Source organism: Streptomyces sp. NPDC025618 (assembly GCF_055558795.1).
The window spans coordinates 1-18,171 of record NZ_JBVHLW010000017.1 but is presented as its reverse complement, the minus strand read 5'-3'; the positions used below and the strand labels follow the sequence as shown (position 1 = coordinate 18,171).

The following is an 18,171-nucleotide window of genomic DNA, read 5'->3' as shown; positions in this document are numbered from 1 at the left end:
GCGGGGAGACAGAGCGCACATGGTGAGCCAAGAGAAACTGGTCGACTACCTCAAGCGTGTCTCCGCGGACCTGCACGCCACCCGGCAGCGGCTGCGCGAGGCCGAGGAGCGCGACCAGGAACCGGTCGCCGTCGTCCAGATGGCCTGCCGCTACCCCGGCGGCGTGCGCACCCCCGAGGACCTGTGGGACCTGGTCGCCGCGGGCGGCCACGCCCTGGGCGCCTTCCCCGGCAACCGCGGCTGGGACCTGGAACGGCTCTTCCACCCCGACCCCGACCACCCGGGCACCACCTACGCGAGCGAGGGCGGCTTCCTCCACGACGCCGACCTGTTCGACCCGGAGTTCTTCGGCATCAGCCCCCGCGAGGCACAGGCCCTCGACCCGCAGCAGCGGCTTCTCCTGGAGTGCGCCTGGGAAGCCCTCGAACGCGCGGGCATCGACCCGCGGTCGCTCCAGGGCAGCCGCACCGGCGTCTACGCGGGCGCGGCCCTGCCCGGCTTCGGCACCCCGCACATCGACCCCGAGGCCGAGGGTCACCTCGTCACGGGCAACGCCCCCAGCGTGCTCTCCGGCCGCCTCGCCTACACCTTCGGGCTGGAGGGCCCGGCGGTCACGATCGACACGGCCTGCTCGTCGTCCCTGGTCGCCGTGCACCTGGCCGCCCACGCGCTGCGCCGCCGCGAGTGCGACCTGGCCCTCGCGGGCGGCGTCACGGTGATGACCACGCCGTACGTCTTCACCGAGTTCGCCCGGCAGCGGGGCCTCGCCGCCGACGGGCGGTGCAAGCCCTTCGCGGCCGCCGCCGACGGCACCGCCTTCTCCGAGGGCGCGGGCCTGCTGGTGCTCGAACGTCTCTCCGACGCCCGCCGCAACGGGCACGAGATCCTCGCGGTCATCCGGGGCTCGGCTGTCAACCAGGACGGCGCGAGCAACGGCCTGACCGCCCCGAACGGCCCCTCCCAGCAGCGCGTCATCCGCGCCGCCCTCGCCGGGGCCCGCCTCTCGCCCGCCGAGGTCGACGCGGTCGAGGCGCACGGCACCGGGACGAAGCTCGGCGACCCCATCGAGGCACAGGCGCTCCTCGCCACCTACGGCCAGGAGCGGCACGAGGACCGGCCGCTGTGGCTGGGCTCGGTCAAGTCCAACATCGGCCACACACAGGGCGCCGCCGGAGCGGCCGGACTCATCAAGATGATCCTGGCACTGCGCCACCAGACGCTGCCGCCCACCCTGAACGTCGACCGGCCGACCCCGCACGCCGACTGGGAATCAGGCGCGGTACGCCTGCTCACCGAGCCGGTGACCTGGCCGCGCGGGGAGCGGGTCCGCCGGGCGGGCATCTCGTCCTTCGGCATCTCCGGCACGAACGCGCACCTGATCCTGGAGGAACCGCCGACGGCCGACGCCGAGGTCGCCGGTGAGGGAGCCGAGGGCGAGCCGACCGCCGGCGCTCCCGCCGTCGCGGTCGCCCGGAAGGACACGGCTGCCCGTAAGGACACGGCCGCCCCAGACGGCCCGGCCGCCCGGGAAGCCAGCCCGCGCCTGCCCTGGCTGCTCTCCGCCCGCACCGCCCCCGCCCTGCGCGCCCAGGCCGAGGCCCTCGCCGGGCACCTCGCCGGCCACGAGAACACCTCACCGGCCGACGTCGGCGGCACCCTGCTGCGCCGCTCCCTCTTCGAGCACCGTGCCGTGGTCCTCGGCGCGGACCGGGACGAGCGCGCCGAGGCCCTGGCCGCGCTCGCCACGGGCCGTACCCACCCGGCACTCACGACCGGCACGGGCCCGGCCCGCGCCGGAGGCACCGCCTTCCTCTTCACCGGCCAGGGCAGCCAGCGCCCCGGCATGGGCGCTCAACTCCACCGCGCCTACGGCGTGTTCGCCGAGGCCCTGGACGAGGTCTGCGCCCACCTGGACCCGCTGCTCGAACAGCCCCTGCGCGAAGCGCTGTTCGCCGAGGCGGGCACCGAGCAGGCGGCCTCCCTGAACAGGACCGGCCTCACCCAGGCCGCCCTGTTCGCCCTCGAAGTCGCGCTGTACCGCCTGGTCACCTCCCTCGGCGTCACCCCGAGCCACCTGACCGGCCACTCCGTCGGCGAGATCTCCGCCGCCCACGCGGCGGGCGTGCTCTCCCTCCCGGACGCCTGCGCGCTGGTCGCCGCCCGCGGCCGCCTGATGCAGGCCCTCCCCGCGGGCGGTGCCATGCTCGCCGTCCAGGCGGCCGAGACCGACGTACTCCCGCTCCTCACCGGCCGCGAGGAACACCTCTCGCTCGCCGCCGTCAACGGCCCCACCGCCGTCGTCGTGTCCGGCACCGGCCAGGCCGTCACCGAGCTCGAAGGGACCTTGCGCGGGCGCGGGCACAAGACCAAGCGCCTCAACGTCAGCCACGCCTTCCACTCGCCCCTGATCGAGCCGATGCTGGACGAATTCCGGCGCGTCGCGGAGGGGCTGACCTTCCACGCACCGAAGATCCCCGTCGTCTCCAACCTCACCGGCGACCTCGCCGGCCCCGGACTCCTGACGGACGCCGACTACTGGGTACGGCACGTCCGGCAGCCGGTGCGCTTCCACGACGGGCTGCGCACCCTCCACGGCCAGGGCGTGGTGCGCTACCTGGAGCTGGGACCCGACCCCGTCCTCGCCACCATGGTCCAGGACTGCCTCCCGGCCACCGCGCCCGACGAGGAGCCCCAGCCCGTCGTCACCGCCGCCCTGCGCTCCGGCCACGACGAGGACCGCACCCTGCTGACGGCCCTCGCCGCGCTCCACACCGACGGGCAGCCGGTCGACTTCACGGCGCTCTTCCCCGCCGGCACCGAGCGACTGCCGCTGCCGACCTACCGCTTCCAGCGCCGCCGCTACTGGCGCCCCACCCCGGACGGCGCGGCCCCGGCCCGCGCCGCCGACCTCGCCGGGACCGGCCACCCGCTGCTGCCCGCCGTCATCCGGCAGGCCGACGGCGGCCTGCTCCTCGCCGGGCGGCTCTCCCTGCGTACGCACCCCTGGCTCGCCGACCACAGCATCGCCGGAAGCATCCCGCTGCCCGGCACCGCCTTCGTCGAACTCGCGCTGCTCGCCGGGCGCTACGCCGACTGCGACACCGTCGACGACCTGACGCTGGAAACCCCGCTGCTCCTCGACGACACCGGCAGCGTCAGCGTCCAGCTCGCCCTCGGCGCCCCGGACGCCTCCGGCCGCCGCGCCCTGACCATCCACGCCCGTCCCGCCGACGACACCGGGGACATCGACGCGGACACGGACACGGCGCACGGCTGGCGCCGCCACGCCACCGGCACCCTGACCGCGGCCGGTACCACCGCGCCGCCCGCCACCGACACCACGCCCTGGCCGCCCGCCGACGCCACCCCCCTCGACGTCGACGCGCTGTACGCCCGCCTCGACGAGCAGGGCTACAGCTACGGGCCCGTCTTCCGCGCCGTCCACGCCGCCTGGCGGCACGGGGACGACCTCTACGCCGACGTCCGCCTCGACGACGAACAGCTCGGCGACGCCGAGCACTTCACGCTCCACCCCGCGCTCCTCGACGCCGCGCTGCACGCCGTCGACGAGCTCTACGGCGCGGGGGACGACACCTCGCCGGTGCGCCTGCCGTTCTCCTTCGGCCAGGTCCGCCACCACGCGACCGGCGCGACCCGGGTGCGGGTCCGCCTCAGCGGCCAGGGCGCCGACCAGCTGCGGCTGACGCTCACCGACCCCGACGGCGCGCCCGTCGCCACCGTCGGCACGCTCCAGCTGCGGCTGATCCCCGCCGACCGCTGGCGCTCCGCCCGTCCCGCCGGGACGCCCCTGCACCACGTGGAATGGCAGCCGCTCGCCCTGCCGGCCGACGAACCCGCCACCGGCACCTGGGCCGTGCTCGGTACGGAGGGAACGGACCTCGTCCCCGGCCCGCGCTACGAGGACCTGGCCGCGCTGACGGCGGCGGTCGAGGCAGGCGAGCCGGTCCCCGGCCTCGTCCTCGCCCCCGTCCTGCCCGGCGACCGGGACGGCATCCCGGCCCAGGCGCGGGCCCACGCCCACGCCACCCTCAACCTGCTGCGCGACTGGCTGACGGCCGACGCCCTCGCCCCGGCCCGCCTCGTCATCCTCACCACGGGCGCGGTCGCGGCCCACCCGGACGACGCCCCGGCCGACCTGGCCACCGCCCCCCTGTGGGGCCTGGTCCGTGCCGCCCAGGCCGAACAGCCGGGCCGGATCCTGCTGCTGGACATCGACCAGGACCCCGCCACCCACCGCGCCGTGCCCGCGGCGGTGACGACGGCGACGGCCCAGGCCGAGACGGAGCTGGCCCTGCGCGCGGGCACCGCCCTCGTACCGCGCCTCGCCGTCACGAGCCCCGAGGCCGGGGACGCCCGGGAAGCCGACAATTCCCCGCAGCGGCGCCTCGACCCCGAGGGCACCGTCCTCATCACCGGTGGCACCGGCGGCCTCGGCCGGGCCACCGCCCGCCACCTGGCCACCGCCCACGGAGCCCGCCACCTGCTGCTCGTCAGCAGGCGCGGCGAGACCGCCGAGGGACTCGCGGACCTGCGGAGCGAACTGACCGCCGAGGGCGTCGACGTCCGCGTGGCGGCCTGCGACATCACCGACCCCGACGCGCTGCCCCGGCTCCTCGCCGACATCCCCGCGGCCCACCCGCTGACCGCCGTCGTCCACACCGCGGGCATCATCGACGACACCCTCGTCACCGCCATGACCCCCGGACAACTGGACGCCGTCCTGGCCCCGAAGGCCGACGCGGCCTGGCGGCTCCACGAACTCACCCGGGACCTGGACCTCGCCGCCTTCGTCCTTTTCTCCTCCGGCGCCTCCGTCCTGGGCAACGGCGGCCAGGCCAACTACGCGGCCGCCAACACCTTCCTCAACGCCCTGGCCGGACACCGCCGCGCCCACGGCCTCGCCGCCACCTCCCTGGCCTGGGGCCTGTGGGAGTCCGCGAGCGGCGGCATGGCCGCCCGGCTCGGCGACACCGACCGCGCCCGCATCCACCGCACCGGCGTGGCCGGACTCACCGACGAGCAGGCTCTCACCCTCTTCGACGCGGCCCTGACCGCCCCGCACGCCACCGTCCTCGCCACCCGCTTCGACCGGTCCGTCCTGCACGGACAGGCCGCCGCCCACACACTGCCCCCCGTCCTGCGCGGCCTCGTCCGCGCCCCCCGGCCCCGGGCCACGGCGGCGGCCACCGGCGAGGGGGCCGCGCCCACCTCGTGGAGCGCCCGCCTGGCCGCGCTCTCCGCCGCCGACCGCGACCGCGCCCTCGCCGACCTGATCCGCGAACAGATCGCGACCGTCCTGGCCCACCCCTCACCCGGCTCCATCGAACTCGGCCGTGCCTTCCACGAGTTGGGCTTCGACTCGCTGACCGCCCTGGAGCTGCGCAACCGCCTCTCCACCGCCACCGGCATCCGGCTGCCCGCCACCCTGATCTTCGACCACCCCACCCCCGGGGCCCTCGTACGCCACCTGCGCAGCCACCTGCCCGACGCCGCCCCGGCCACCCCCCTGCCGGCGGTCCGCGGCGCCGCCACCGACGACGACCCCATCGCCATCATCGGCATGGCCTGCCGCTACCCCGGCGGCGTCACCTCGCCCGAGGAGCTCTGGCGGCTCGTCGCCGACGGCACGGACGCCATCGGCCCCTTCCCCGGTGACCGGGGCTGGGACGTGACCGGCCTCTTCGACCCCGACCCCGACCAGGTCGGCCACAGCTACACACGCGAGGGCGGATTCCTCTACGACGCGGCCCGGTTCGACGCCGGCTTCTTCGGCATCAGCCCGCGCGAGGCCGCCGCCACCGACCCCCAGCAGCGACTGCTCCTCGAATGCGCCTGGCACGCCTTCGAGGACGCGGGCATCGACCCGGCCACCGTGCGCGGCACCCCGTGCGGCGTCATCACCGGGATCATGTACGACGACTACGGCTCCCGCTTCCTCGCCCACAAGCCGGACGGCTACGAGGGCCGCATCATGACCGGCAGCACACCGAGCGTGGCGTCCGGCCGGGTCGCCTACACCTTCGGCCTCGAAGGCCCCGCCATCACGGTCGACACCGCCTGCTCCTCCTCCCTCGTGGCGATGCACCTCGCGGCCGACGCGCTGCGGCGCGGCGAATGCACGCTGGCCCTGGCCGGCGGCGTGACCGTGATGGCCACCCCCAACACCTTCGTGGAGTTCTCCCGCCAGCGCGGCCTGGCCCCCGACGGCCGCTGCAAGCCCTTCGCCGCCACCGCCGACGGGACCGGCTGGGGCGAAGGCGCGGGCCTCGTCCTCCTGGAACGCCTCTCCGACGCCCGGCGCAACGGCCACGACGTCCTCGCGATCCTGCGCGGTTCAGCGGTCAACCAGGACGGCGCGAGCAATGGCATGACCGCGCCCAACGGCCCCTCGCAGGAGCGCGTCATCCGCGCCGCCCTGGCCGGAGCGGGCCAGAGCCCCGACCTGATCGACGCGGTCGAGGCCCACGGCACGGGCACCACACTCGGCGACCCCATCGAGGCACAGGCCCTGCTGGCGACGTACGGCCAAGGGCGCCCCGAGGACCGGCCGCTGTGGCTCGGCTCGGTCAAGTCCAACATCGGCCACACGCAGGCGGCCGCCGGTGTCGCCGGTGTGATCAAGATGGTGATGGCGCTGCGCCACGAGCTGCTGCCCGCCACCCTGCACGCGGACGAGCCGACCCCGCACGTCGAGTGGTCCTCCGGTGCCGTCCGCCTCCTGACCGAGCCGGTTCCGTGGTCCCGCGGCGAGCGGCCGCGCCGGGCCGGCGTGTCCTCGTTCGGTATCTCGGGCACGAACGCGCACCTGATCCTGGAGGAGGCGCCGCCGCCGGTGGAGCGGGAAGCGCCGCGGCTCGCGCCGGGTGCGGTGGTGCCGTGGGTCGTCTCTGCCCGTACGGCGGACGCCCTGCGTGAGCAGGCCCGTCGGCTGGGCACGTTCCTCGCCGGGGACGCCGAAGCCACCGCGACGGACATCGGCTGGTCGCTGGCCACGACGCGGTCGGTGTTCGAGCACCGGGCCGTGGTGGTGGGCCGGTCCCAGGAGGAGCTGACGGCGGGGCTGGGTGCGTTGGCGGCGGGTGAGGTTTCGCCTCATGTGGTGTCCGGGGTGGCTGGTTCTCCGGGTGCTGGTCCGGTGTTGGTGTTTCCGGGGCAGGGGTCGCAGTGGGTGGGCATGGGTGCCCAACTGCTTGATGATTCGCCGGTGTTCGCGGCGCGTATCGCCGAGTGTGAGCGGGCGTTGTCGCCGTATGTGGACTGGTCGCTCACCGGCGTGCTGCGCGGTGATGGTGGCGAGTTGTCGCGGGTGGAGGTGGTGCAGCCGGTTCTGTGGGCGGTGATGGTGTCGCTGGCCGCTGTCTGGGCCGACTGTGGCGTGACTCCGGCTGCGGTGATCGGTCATTCCCAGGGTGAGATGGCTGCCGCGTGTGTGGCCGGTGCGCTGTCGTTGGAGGACGCGGCGCGGATTGTCGCTGTGCGCAGTGATGCTCTGCGGCAGTTGGCCGGTCGCGGGGCGATGGCTTCGCTCGGTGTGAGCCGGGAGTTGGCTGCCGAGCTCATCGACGGCCACGCCGGTGTGGGCATCGCGGCGGTGAACGGCCCGTCGTCGACGGTCATTTCTGGTCCGCCGGAGCGGGTGGCGGCCTTGGTCGCGGGGGCGGAGGCGCGTGGTCACAGGGCCCGGCTCATCGATGTGGATTATGCCTCGCACGGGCCGCAGGTCGATGAGATCGCGGATCTGCTGACCGAGCGGTTGAACGGCATCGAGCCACACGCCACCGATGTGGCGTTCTACTCCACGGTCACCGCCGAGCGGATCGACACCGGCATCCTGACCACCGACTACTGGGTCACCAACCTGCGTCGGCCCGTTCGTTTCGCCGACACGATCGACGCCCTCCTGGCGGACGGCTACCGCGTCTTCATCGAAGCAAGCCCGCACCCGGTCCTGAACCTGGGGATGGAGGAGACCATCGAGAAGACGGACGTCCCCGCCATGGTGGTGCCCACTCTGCGCCGTGATCACGGTGACAGCGCCCAGCTCGCCCGTGCCGTCGCGCAGGCGTTCACGGCCGGTGTCGAGGTCGACTGGCGGCGCTTCTTCCCGGCCGAGCCGACCCCTCGTACCGTCACCCTGCCCACCTACGCCTTCCAGCACCAGCACTACTGGCTTGACGCGCCCACCCGGCTCACCGGCGACCCGGCCGAGCTCGGAATGGCCTCCTCCGGGCACCCGGTCCTCGCCGCCGCTGTGGAACTGGCCGACGCCGACTCGTACTTGCTCACCGGGCGGCTCACCCGCGAGGCGCCCTCCTGGCTCGCGGAGCACGTGGTGGGCGGGACGGTGCTGGTGCCAGGCGCGGTGCTCGTGGAGTGGGCGCTGCGGGCCGCCGACGAGGCGGGATGCGCCACGGTGGAGGAGCTGACGCTCCAGGCACCGCTGGTGCTGCCCGAAGCGGGCGGCCTGTCCGTCCAGGTGGCCGTGGGCGCCGCCGACGGGCAGGGCCGGCGTGACGTACGCGTACACTCCCGCCCGGACCAGCCCGGTGCGGGTGGCGCCTGGGTGTGTCACGCAGTCGGTGTGCTGAGCCCGGAACCGGCGGCCACGTCCGGTCAGTTGGACGGGCAGTGGCCTCCGGCCGGTGCGGAAGCGGTGGACGTCGCGGACTTCTACGCGCGGGCCGCGGAGGCCGGATACGGTTACGGGCCGGCGTTCCAGGGCGTGCGGGCGCTGTGGCGGCACGGTGACGACCTGCTCGCCGAGGTGGAGCTGCCCGAACAGGCCGGTGACGCCGACGGTTCCGGCATCCACCCGGCCCTCCTCGACGCCGCCCTGCACCCGCTGCTGCTCATCGACCGGCCCGAGGACGGGCAGATGTGGCTGCCGTTCGCGTGGAGCGGCGTGTCGCTCCACGCCGAGCAGGCCACCCGCGTCCGCGTCCGGCTGTCCCCGCGGGGGGAGTCGGCCGAGCGGGATCTGCGGGTCACGCTCGCCGACGGCACCGGTGCGCCCGTCCTCGGCGTGGAGTCCCTGACCCTGCGAGCGGCCGACCCCGCGCAGCTCTCGGCCGCCGCCCGCAGCGGTGTCGACGGTCTCTTCGCCGTGGAGTGGACGCCGCTCCCGGTGCCGGAGCAGGGCACGTCGGGCAGCGACACCTGGGTCACGCTGGCGGACGGTGTCGGCCTGGCCGACGTGGTGTCCGCCGCGGGCGACGCGCCGTGGGCCGTGGTCGCCCCCGTCGAGACCGGTGACGGTCTCGCGACGGCGGGGAGGGCGTTGTCCCTGGTCCAGGAGTTCCTGGCGGCGCCCGAGCTGGCCGAGTCCCGCCTGCTGCTGGTGACACGCGGTGCCGTGGCCACCGGTGACGGCAGCGATGCCCACCCGGCGGCCGCGGCCGTCTGGGGGCTGGTCCGCAGCGCCCAGTCCGAGAACCCGGGCCGCTTCGCCCTCGTGGACGCGGACGGCGACGATCTCCCGCAGCCCGCCCTGCGCCATGTGATCGAGGAGCAGGACGAGCCGCAACTCGCCCTGCGTGACGGCCTCGTTCTCGTCCCGAGGATGGTTCCCGCCGGTGCTCCCACGGAGCTCGTCCCGCCCGTCGGCGCCCCCGCCTGGCGGCTGGGCACCGTGGGCACCGCCACCGTCGAGAGCCTGTCGGTGATCGAGGCGCCGGAGGCGCTCGCGCCGCTGGAGCCGGGCCAGGTGCGGATCTCCGTACGGGCGGCGGGCATGAACTTCCGCGATGTCCTGATCGCCCTGGGCATGTACCCCGACAAGGGCACCTTCGCGGGCAGCGAGGGTGCCGGCCATGTCACGGAGGTCGGCCCCGGCGTGACGGGCCTGTCGGTCGGTGACCGCGTGATGGGCCTGTTCGAGGGCGCCTTCGCACCGGTGGCGATCGCCGACGCGCGGATGGTCGTGCCGGTTCCCGAAGGCTGGAGCCTCCAGGAGGCCGCGGCGGTGCCGGTGGTGTTCCTGACGGCCTGGTACGGCCTGGTGGACCTGGGCCGTCTCGGGGCGGGCGAATCGCTGCTCATCCACGCCGGGACCGGCGGGGTGGGCATGGCCGCCACCCAGATCGCCCGTCACCTGGGTGCCGAGGTGTACGCCACCGCGAGTCCCGCCAAGCACGCCGTGCTGGAGGCGATGGGCATCGACGCCGCCCACCGCGCCTCCTCCCGTGACCTCGACTTCGAGCACACCCTGCGGGAGGCCACCGGCGGACAGGGCATGGACGTCGTGCTCCACAGTCTGGCGGGCGAGTTCACCGACGCCTCCCTGCGGCTGCTCGCCGAGGGCGGGCGCATGGTCGACATGGGCAAGACCGACAAGCGTGACCCCGCCCAGGTCGCCGCCGACCACGCGGGCGCCTGGTACCGGGCCTTCGACCTCGTACCGCACGCCGGGCCGGACCGGATCGGCGAGATGCTGGCGGAGATGGGCGAACTGTTCGCCTCCGGGGCACTCAAGCCGCTGCCCGTCAAGTCGTGGCCGCTCGGCCGGGCACGTGAGGCGTTCCGGTTCATGAGCCAGGCCAAGCACACCGGCAAGCTGGCCCTGGAGATCCCGCCCGCCCTCGAACCCGAGGGCACGGTCCTGATCACCGGTGGCACGGGGGTGCTCGGCGGGGCGGTGGCGGAACATCTCGTCCGCGCATGGGGCGTACGGCACCTGCTCCTCGCGGGCCGGCGCGGCACACAGGCCCCCGGCGCGGAGGAACTCCTCGCCCGCATCGGCCGATCGGGTGCCACGGCGACCGTCGTCGCGGCCGACGTGAGCGACCCGGAGTCGGTGGCCGAACTGATCGGCAAGATCGATCCCGCCCACCCGCTCACCGGCGTCGTGCACGCCGCCGGTGTCCTGGACGACGCCGTCGTCACCGCGCAGACCCCCGAGAGCCTGGCCAGGGTGTGGGCGGGCAAGGCCGCCGCCGCGCACCACCTGCACGAGGCGACGCGGCATCTGCGCCTCGGCCTGTTCGCCGTGTTCTCGTCCGCCGCGGCGACACTGGGCAGCCCGGGGCAGGCCAACTACGCGGCGGCGAACGCCTATTGCGACGCTCTGATCCAGCACCGCCGCGCCTCCGGGCTGCCGGGCCTCTCCGTCGGCTGGGGGCTCTGGGAGACCGCGAGCGACATGACCGGGCATCTCGGTGAGACGGACCTTGCGCGCATGAAGCGCACCGGTTTCACGCCTCTGACGACCGAGCGTGGCCTGGCCCTCCTCGACGCCGCCCGCGGCCATGGCCGCCCGCACCTCGTCGCGGTCGACCTCGACCCACGGGCCGTCGCCGCCCAGCCGGCCGCGTCCCGGCCCGCGCTCCTGCGCGCCCTGGCCGGCACGGCGCCGGGCGGCCGTGACCGCCGGCCCACCGCCGCCACCGGCGCGGCCGCCGGGGACGGCCTCGCCGACCGGCTCGCCGGACTGCCGGCCCCCGAACGGCAGCGCCTGCTGCTCGATCTCGTACGCGCGAACGTCGCCGGGGTCCTCGGCCACGCCGACCGCGACGCGATCCGCCCGGACACCTCGTTCAAGGAACTCGGCTTCGACTCCCTCACCGCCGTGGAACTGCGCAACCGGCTCTCGGCGGCCACCGGCCTGAAGCTGCCCGCCGGGCTCGTCTTCGACTACCCGGAGAGCGCCACCCTCGTCGACCACCTCCTGACACTCCTGTCGCCCGACGGCGCGCCCGCGCCCTCGCAGGACGCGGCCGACCCGGTCCTGGGCGACCTCGGCCGGATCGAGTCGGGCCTGGACGCGCTCGCGCTGGACGAGGAGGCGCGCGGCCGGATCGCCAGGCGGCTCAACGCCCTGCTGACCAAGCTGAACGGCGCGGACCGCGCCGCCACGGGCGCGACCGAGCTGGACGCGCTCGACGGCGTCTCCGACGACGAGATGTTCGCGTTCATCGACCGCGAGCTGTGATGCGCGTCGACCGGGAGCTCCCACATTCCCCGACCGGCGGCCTTGCCCTGCCGTGCCCCTCGCTGATGGAGAAGTGACGTTCGATGTCGAGTGCCGAACCGAGTACCGAAGAGAAGCTTCGTCAGTATCTGAAGCGGGTGACCGTCGACCTCGGACAGACCCGCCAGCGGCTGCGCGAGGTGGAGGAGCGCTACCAGGAGCCGGTCGCGATCGTCTCCATGGCCTGCCGCTTCCCGGGCGACACCCGCTCGCCCGAGGCGCTGTGGGAACTGGTCGCCGAAGGCGGCGACGCCATCGGCGAGTTCCCCACCGACCGCGGCTGGGACCTGGACGGCCTCTACCACCCCGACCCCGAGCACCCGGGCACCAGCTACGTCCGCCACGGCGGGTTCCTGCACGACGCGCCCGGCTTCGACTCCTCCTTCTTCGGCATCAGCCCGCGCGAGGCACTGGCGATGGACCCGCAGCAGCGGGTCCTCATGGAGACCGCCTGGGAACTCCTGGAACGGGCCGGCATCGACCCCGCCGGCCTGAAGCTCACCCCCACCGGCGTCTACGTCGGCGCGGGCGTCCCCGGCTTCGGCAGCGGCCAGGCCGACAGGTCGGTGGAGGGACACCTGCTGACCGGCAACGCCCTGAGCGTCCTGTCGGGCCGCGTCTCCTTCACCCTCGGCCTCGAAGGCCCGGCAGTCAGCGTCGACACGGCGTGCTCCTCGTCGCTGGTGGCCATGCACCTCGCGGCGCAGGCGCTGCGCCAGGGCGAGTGCAACCTCGCCCTCGCGGGCGGCGTGACGGTGATGTCGACCCCGGGCATGTTCACGGAGTTCTCCCGTCAGCGCGGCCTGGCTCCCGACGGCCGCTGCAAGCCCTTCGCCGCGACGGCCGACGGCACCGGCTTCTCCGAGGGCGTCGGCCTGATCCTGCTGGAGCGCCTGTCGGACGCGCGCCGCAACGGGCACAGGATCCTCGCGCTGCTGCGGGGTTCGGCCGTCAACCAGGACGGGGCCAGCAACGGCCTCACCGCCCCCAACGGCCCCTCGCAGGAGCGCGTCATCCGCGCCGCCCTGGCCAACGCCGGACTGGGCGCCGCCGAGGTGGACGCGGTGGAGGCCCACGGCACCGGCACCAGGCTGGGCGACCCCATCGAGGCCGGGGCCCTGCTCGCCACCTACGGCCGCGACCGCGACGAGGACCGCCCGCTCTGGCTGGGCTCGGTGAAGTCCAACATCGGCCACCCCCAGGGCGCCGCCGGTGTCGCCGGTGTGATCAAGATGGTGATGGCGCTCCAGCGCGAACTGCTGCCCGCCACTCTGTACGCGGACGAGCCGACCCCGCACGTCGACTGGTCCTCCGGCTCCGTCCGGCTGCTGACCCGGCCGGTGCCATGGGCGCGTGGTGACCGGCCGCGCCGGGCGGGGGTCTCCGCGTTCGGGATGTCCGGGACCAACGCCCATGTGATCCTGGAGGAGGCCCCGGAAAGCGAAGCCACCGCCGAGGCGCCGGAGCCCGCTCCGGACGCCGTGGTGCCCTGGGTGGTATCGGCGCGCGACACCGAGGCGCTGCGGGAACAGGCCGCCCGGCTGGGGGCGTTCGCCTCGGAACACTCCAGTGCGATGGAGGTGGGTTGGTCGCTGGCCACGACACGGTCGGTGTTCGAACACCGGGCCGTGGTGGTGGGCCGGTCCCAGGAGGAGCTGACGGCCGGGCTGGGTGCGTTGGCGGCGGGTGAGGTTTCGCCTCATGTGGTGTCCGGGGTGGCTGGTTCTCCGGGTGCTGGTCCGGTGTTGGTGTTTCCGGGGCAGGGGTCGCAGTGGGTGGGCATGGGTGCTCAACTGCTTGATGATTCGCCGGTGTTCGCGGCGCGTATTGCCGAGTGTGAGCGGGCGTTGTCGCCGTATGTGGACTGGTCGCTCACCGGTGTTCTGCGTGGTGATGGTGGCGAGTTGTCGCGGGTGGAGGTGGTGCAGCCGGTTCTGTGGGCGGTGATGGTGTCGCTGGCCGCTGTCTGGGCCGACTGTGGTGTGATCCCGGCTGCGGTGATCGGTCATTCCCAGGGTGAGATGGCTGCGGCGTGTGTGGCCGGTGCGTTGTCGTTGGAGGATGCGGCGCGGATTGTCGCTGTGCGCAGTGATGCTCTGCGGCAGTTGGCCGGGGGTGGTGCGATGGCTTCGCTCGGTGTGAGCCGGGAGTTGGCTGCCGAGCTCATCGATGCCCACGCCGGGGTGGGCATCGCCGCCGTCAACGGCCCGTCTTCGACGGTGATCTCCGGACCTCCGGAGCAGGTCGCCGCTGTCGTGGCCGACGCGAAGGAGCGCGAGCTCCGTGCCCGGCTCATCGACGTGGATTACGCCTCGCACGGGCCGCAGGTCGATGAGATCGCGGATCTGCTGACGGACCGGTTGAGTGGCATCGCGCCACAGGCAACCGATGTGGCGTTCTACTCCACGGTCACCGCTGAGCGGGTCAACGCCGGTGTCCTGACCTCGGATTACTGGGTCAAGAATCTCCGGCAGCCGGTTCGTTTCGCCGACACGGTCGATGCCCTCCTGGCGGACGGCTACCGCGTTTTCATCGAGGCAAGCCCGCACCCGGTCCTGAACTTGGGTATGGAGGAGACCATCGAGCTGGCGGGTGTTTCCGCCACGGTGGTGCCGACTCTGCGCCGTGACCAGGGTGACACGCTCCAGCTGACGCGTTCCGCCGCGCTGGCGTTCACGGCGGGTGTCGCCGTCGACTGGCGGCGGTGGTTCCCGGCCGAGCCGACTCCTCGTACGGTCGACCTGCCCACGTACGCCTTCCAGCGCCAGCGCTACTGGCTGGCCGTCACCGGCGGACGGGCAGGCGACCCGGCAGGGCTCGGCCTCGCCGCGTCGGGACATCCGCTCCTGGGCGCCTCGGTCGGGTTGGCCAGCGGGGACGTGCAGTTGCTCAGCGGTCGGGTGTCCCGGCAGTCGGGTGCCTGGCTGGACGATCACGTCGTGGCAGGCCGGGCCCTCGTGCCCGGCGCCGCGCAGGTGGAGTGGGTGCTGCGCGCCGCCGACGAGGCGGGCTGCCCGACCCTGGAGGAGCTGACGCTCCAGGCGCCGCTCGTACTCCCCGCCAGCGGGGCCCTGCAGATCCAGGTCGTCGTGCAGGCGGCCGACACACGCGGCCGCCGCGACGTCCAGGTGTTCTCACGCCCCGATGACGACGATGCCTTCGCGGCCACGCGGCCGTGGACCTGCCACGCCACCGGGGTGCTCTGCCCCGAACCGGTGGGTGGCGAAGCGGCGTCCCTGGACGGCGCCTGGCCCCCGGCCGGCGCCGAGCCGGTCGACGTCACGGAGCTCTACGCACGGGCGGAGCACGCAGGGTACGGCTACGGGCCGGCGTTCCGTGGCGTGCGGGCGCTGTGGAGGCACGGCGGTGACGTGCTGGCCGAGGTGTCGCTGCCGCAGGAGGCCGGTGACCCGGAGGGGTTCGGCATCCACCCGGCGCTGCTCGACGCCGTCCTCCAGCCCGCCGCGCTGCTCCTTCCGCCCTCCGACGGCGCACAGGTCTGGCTGCCGTTCGCCTGGAGCGATGTGGAGCTGCACGCGGTGCGCGCCACTACGGTCCGGGTGCGGCTCGCGCCGCTCGGCGAGCGGGTCGAGCAGGGTGTACGGATTACCGTGGCCGACGCCGTCGGTGCCCCCGTGCTCACCGTTCAGGGCCTGCACTCGCGCCCGGCCGACATCGACCGGCTCGCGGAGGCGGCGGCTCACGGCTCGCGAAGCGGCCTGTTCGACCTGGACTGGACCCCACTACTGCCCGCCGGGGAGCCGGAGGCCCAGGAGGGCACCTGGCTGACGCTGGGCCGGAACGGCTCCGGCCTCGCCGACCTCGTGGCGTCCCTCGAAGCGGGCGACCCGGCACCACCGCTCGTGGCCGCTCCGGTCGGACCCGCCGCGGACGACGACGGCCTGACGCTCGCCACACAGATCCTCGACCTGGCACAGCTCTGGCTCGGTTGCGCGCAACTCGCCGACAGTCGCCTGGTATTGGTGACATCCGGGGCGACGGCAGCGTTCGATGGCGACGTTGACCTGGCGGCCGCAGCCGTATGGGGCCTCATCCGAAGCGCCCAGTCGGAGCATCCCGGCCGTTTCACCCTGATCGACCTCGGCCCGGACGACACGCTCGCCACGGCCATGGCGGCCGCGCGGCATGTGGACGAACCGCAACTGGCCGTGCGCGCCGACGAGATCCGTGTGCCCCGGCTGACCCGCGCCGTCACCACGCGAGAGAGCGCCGCCGAGGACATCGATCCGGACGGCACGGTTCTGATCACCGGCGGCACGGGGGTGCTCGGCGGGGCCGTGGCGGAACACCTCGTACGCGCTGAGGGCGCACGGCACCTGCTCCTCGTGGGCCGCCGCGGTGCCGACGCCCCGGGCAGCGCCGAACTCAGGGAGCGGCTGACCGGGCTGGGCGCCGAGGTGCACATCGCCGCGGCCGACGTCAGCGATCCCACCGCGGTCGCCGAACTGCTCGCGGGTATCGACACGGCCCACCCACTGACCGGTGTCGTGCACGCGGCGGGCGTCCTGGACGACGCCGTCGTCACCGCCCAGTCCGCCGAGAGCCTGGCCAGGGTGTGGTCCGCCAAGGCGGCCGCCGCCCACCACCTGCACGAGGCGACGCGCGGCATGCCGCTCGGACTCTTCGTGGTGTTCTCCTCCGCCGCGGCGGCACTCGGCAGCCCCGGCCAGGCCAACTACGCGGCAGCGAACGCCTATTGCGACGCGCTCATGCGAAACCGCCGCGCCGAGGGACTCGCGGGCCTCTCCATCGGCTGGGGGCTGTGGCAGGCCACCAGCGGCCTGACCGGGCAACTCGGCCAGAGGGACCTGGCGCGCATGAAGCGCACCGGCTTCGCGCCCTTGACCACCGAGAACGGCCTGGCCCTGCTCGACGCCGCCCGTGCACACGGCCGACCGTACGTCCTGGCCGCCGACCTCGACCCGCGCACCACGGCCGACGGCCTGTCCCCACTGCTGCGCACACTCGCTGCGCCCGCCACGCAGCGCCGCGTGGCGGCGGCCGGGACGACCGGTGGCGCGCTGGCCGCGCGCCTGGCCGGCCTGGACGAGGAGGGCCGCCTCGCCGCCGTCACCGATCTGGTCCGCGAGTACGTGGCCGCGGTGCTCGGCCACGGCTCGGCCGCCCAGGTGAAGCTGGACGCCGCCTTCAAGGACCTCGGCTTCGACTCGCTGACAGCGGTGGAGCTGCGCAACCGCCTGTCGGCCGCCTGCGACGTGCGGCTTCCCGCGACGCTGGTCTTCGACCACCCGACGCCGCAGGCGCTGGCCGCCCATCTGTGCACCCGCCTGGGCGGCACGGCGGCCGCGCCCCTCACCCTCCCCGCCACCGTCGAGGCGGACGAGCCCATAGCCATCGTCTCCATGGCCTGCCGCTTCCCGGGCGGCGTGACCTCCGCCGACGAGCTGTGGGACCTTGTCGAGTCCGGCGGGGACGCGATGGGCGCGTTCCCCACCGACCGCGGCTGGGACCTGGACCGGCTCTTCCACCCCGACCCGGACCACCCCGGCACGAGCTACAGCGATCAGGGTGGGTTCCTGTGCGACGCGGGTGATTTTGATGCCGGGTTCTTCGGTATCAGTCCGCGTGAGGCGCTGGCGATGGATCCGCAGCAGCGGTTGCTGTTGGAGGCGTCGTGGGAGGTGCTGGAGCGGGCGGGTATCGATCCGACGTCGCTGAAGGGCACGCTGACCGGTACGTACGTGGGCGTCATGTACCACGACTACGGCAAGGCGTTCCCCGAGGCCGACGCCCAACTGGAGGGCTACGCCTACCTGGCGAGCTCGGGGAGTGTGGTCTCCGGGCGGGTGGCGTACACGCTGGGTCTGGAGGGTCCGGCGGTGACGGTCGACACGGCGTGCTCGTCGTCACTGGTCTCCATTCACATGGCGGCGCAGGCGTTGCGTCAGGGTGAGTGCGACCTGGCCCTCGCGGGCGGCGTGACCGTCATGGCGGACCCCGACGTGTTCGCGGGCTTCTCCCGCCAGCGCGGCCTGTCCCCCGACGGCCGCTGCAAGCCGTACGCGGCCGCGGCCGACGGCGTCGGATTCTCGGAGGGCGTCGGCCTGATCCTGCTGGAGCGTTTGTCGGATGCTCGGCGTCATGGGCATCGGGTGTGGGGGGTGGTGCGGGGTTCGGCGGTGAATCAGGACGGTGCGAGTAAT

The 18,171-nt window shown here is 74.1% G+C and carries 2 protein-coding genes; both read left to right on the top strand.

Annotated elements, in window-relative coordinates:
* Window positions 1–19 precede the first annotated feature (19 nt).
* A complete protein-coding gene (locus tag ACZ4A5_RS16635; RefSeq protein ID WP_467583580.1) occupies window positions 20–11,947 on the top strand; it encodes an SDR family NAD(P)-dependent oxidoreductase in 11,928 nt (3,975 codons plus the stop codon).
* Between the two features lie 83 nt (window positions 11,948–12,030).
* A partial coding sequence (locus ACZ4A5_RS16630) for a type I polyketide synthase (RefSeq protein WP_467583576.1) occupies window positions 12,031–18,171 on the top strand: 6,141 nt, incomplete at its 3' end.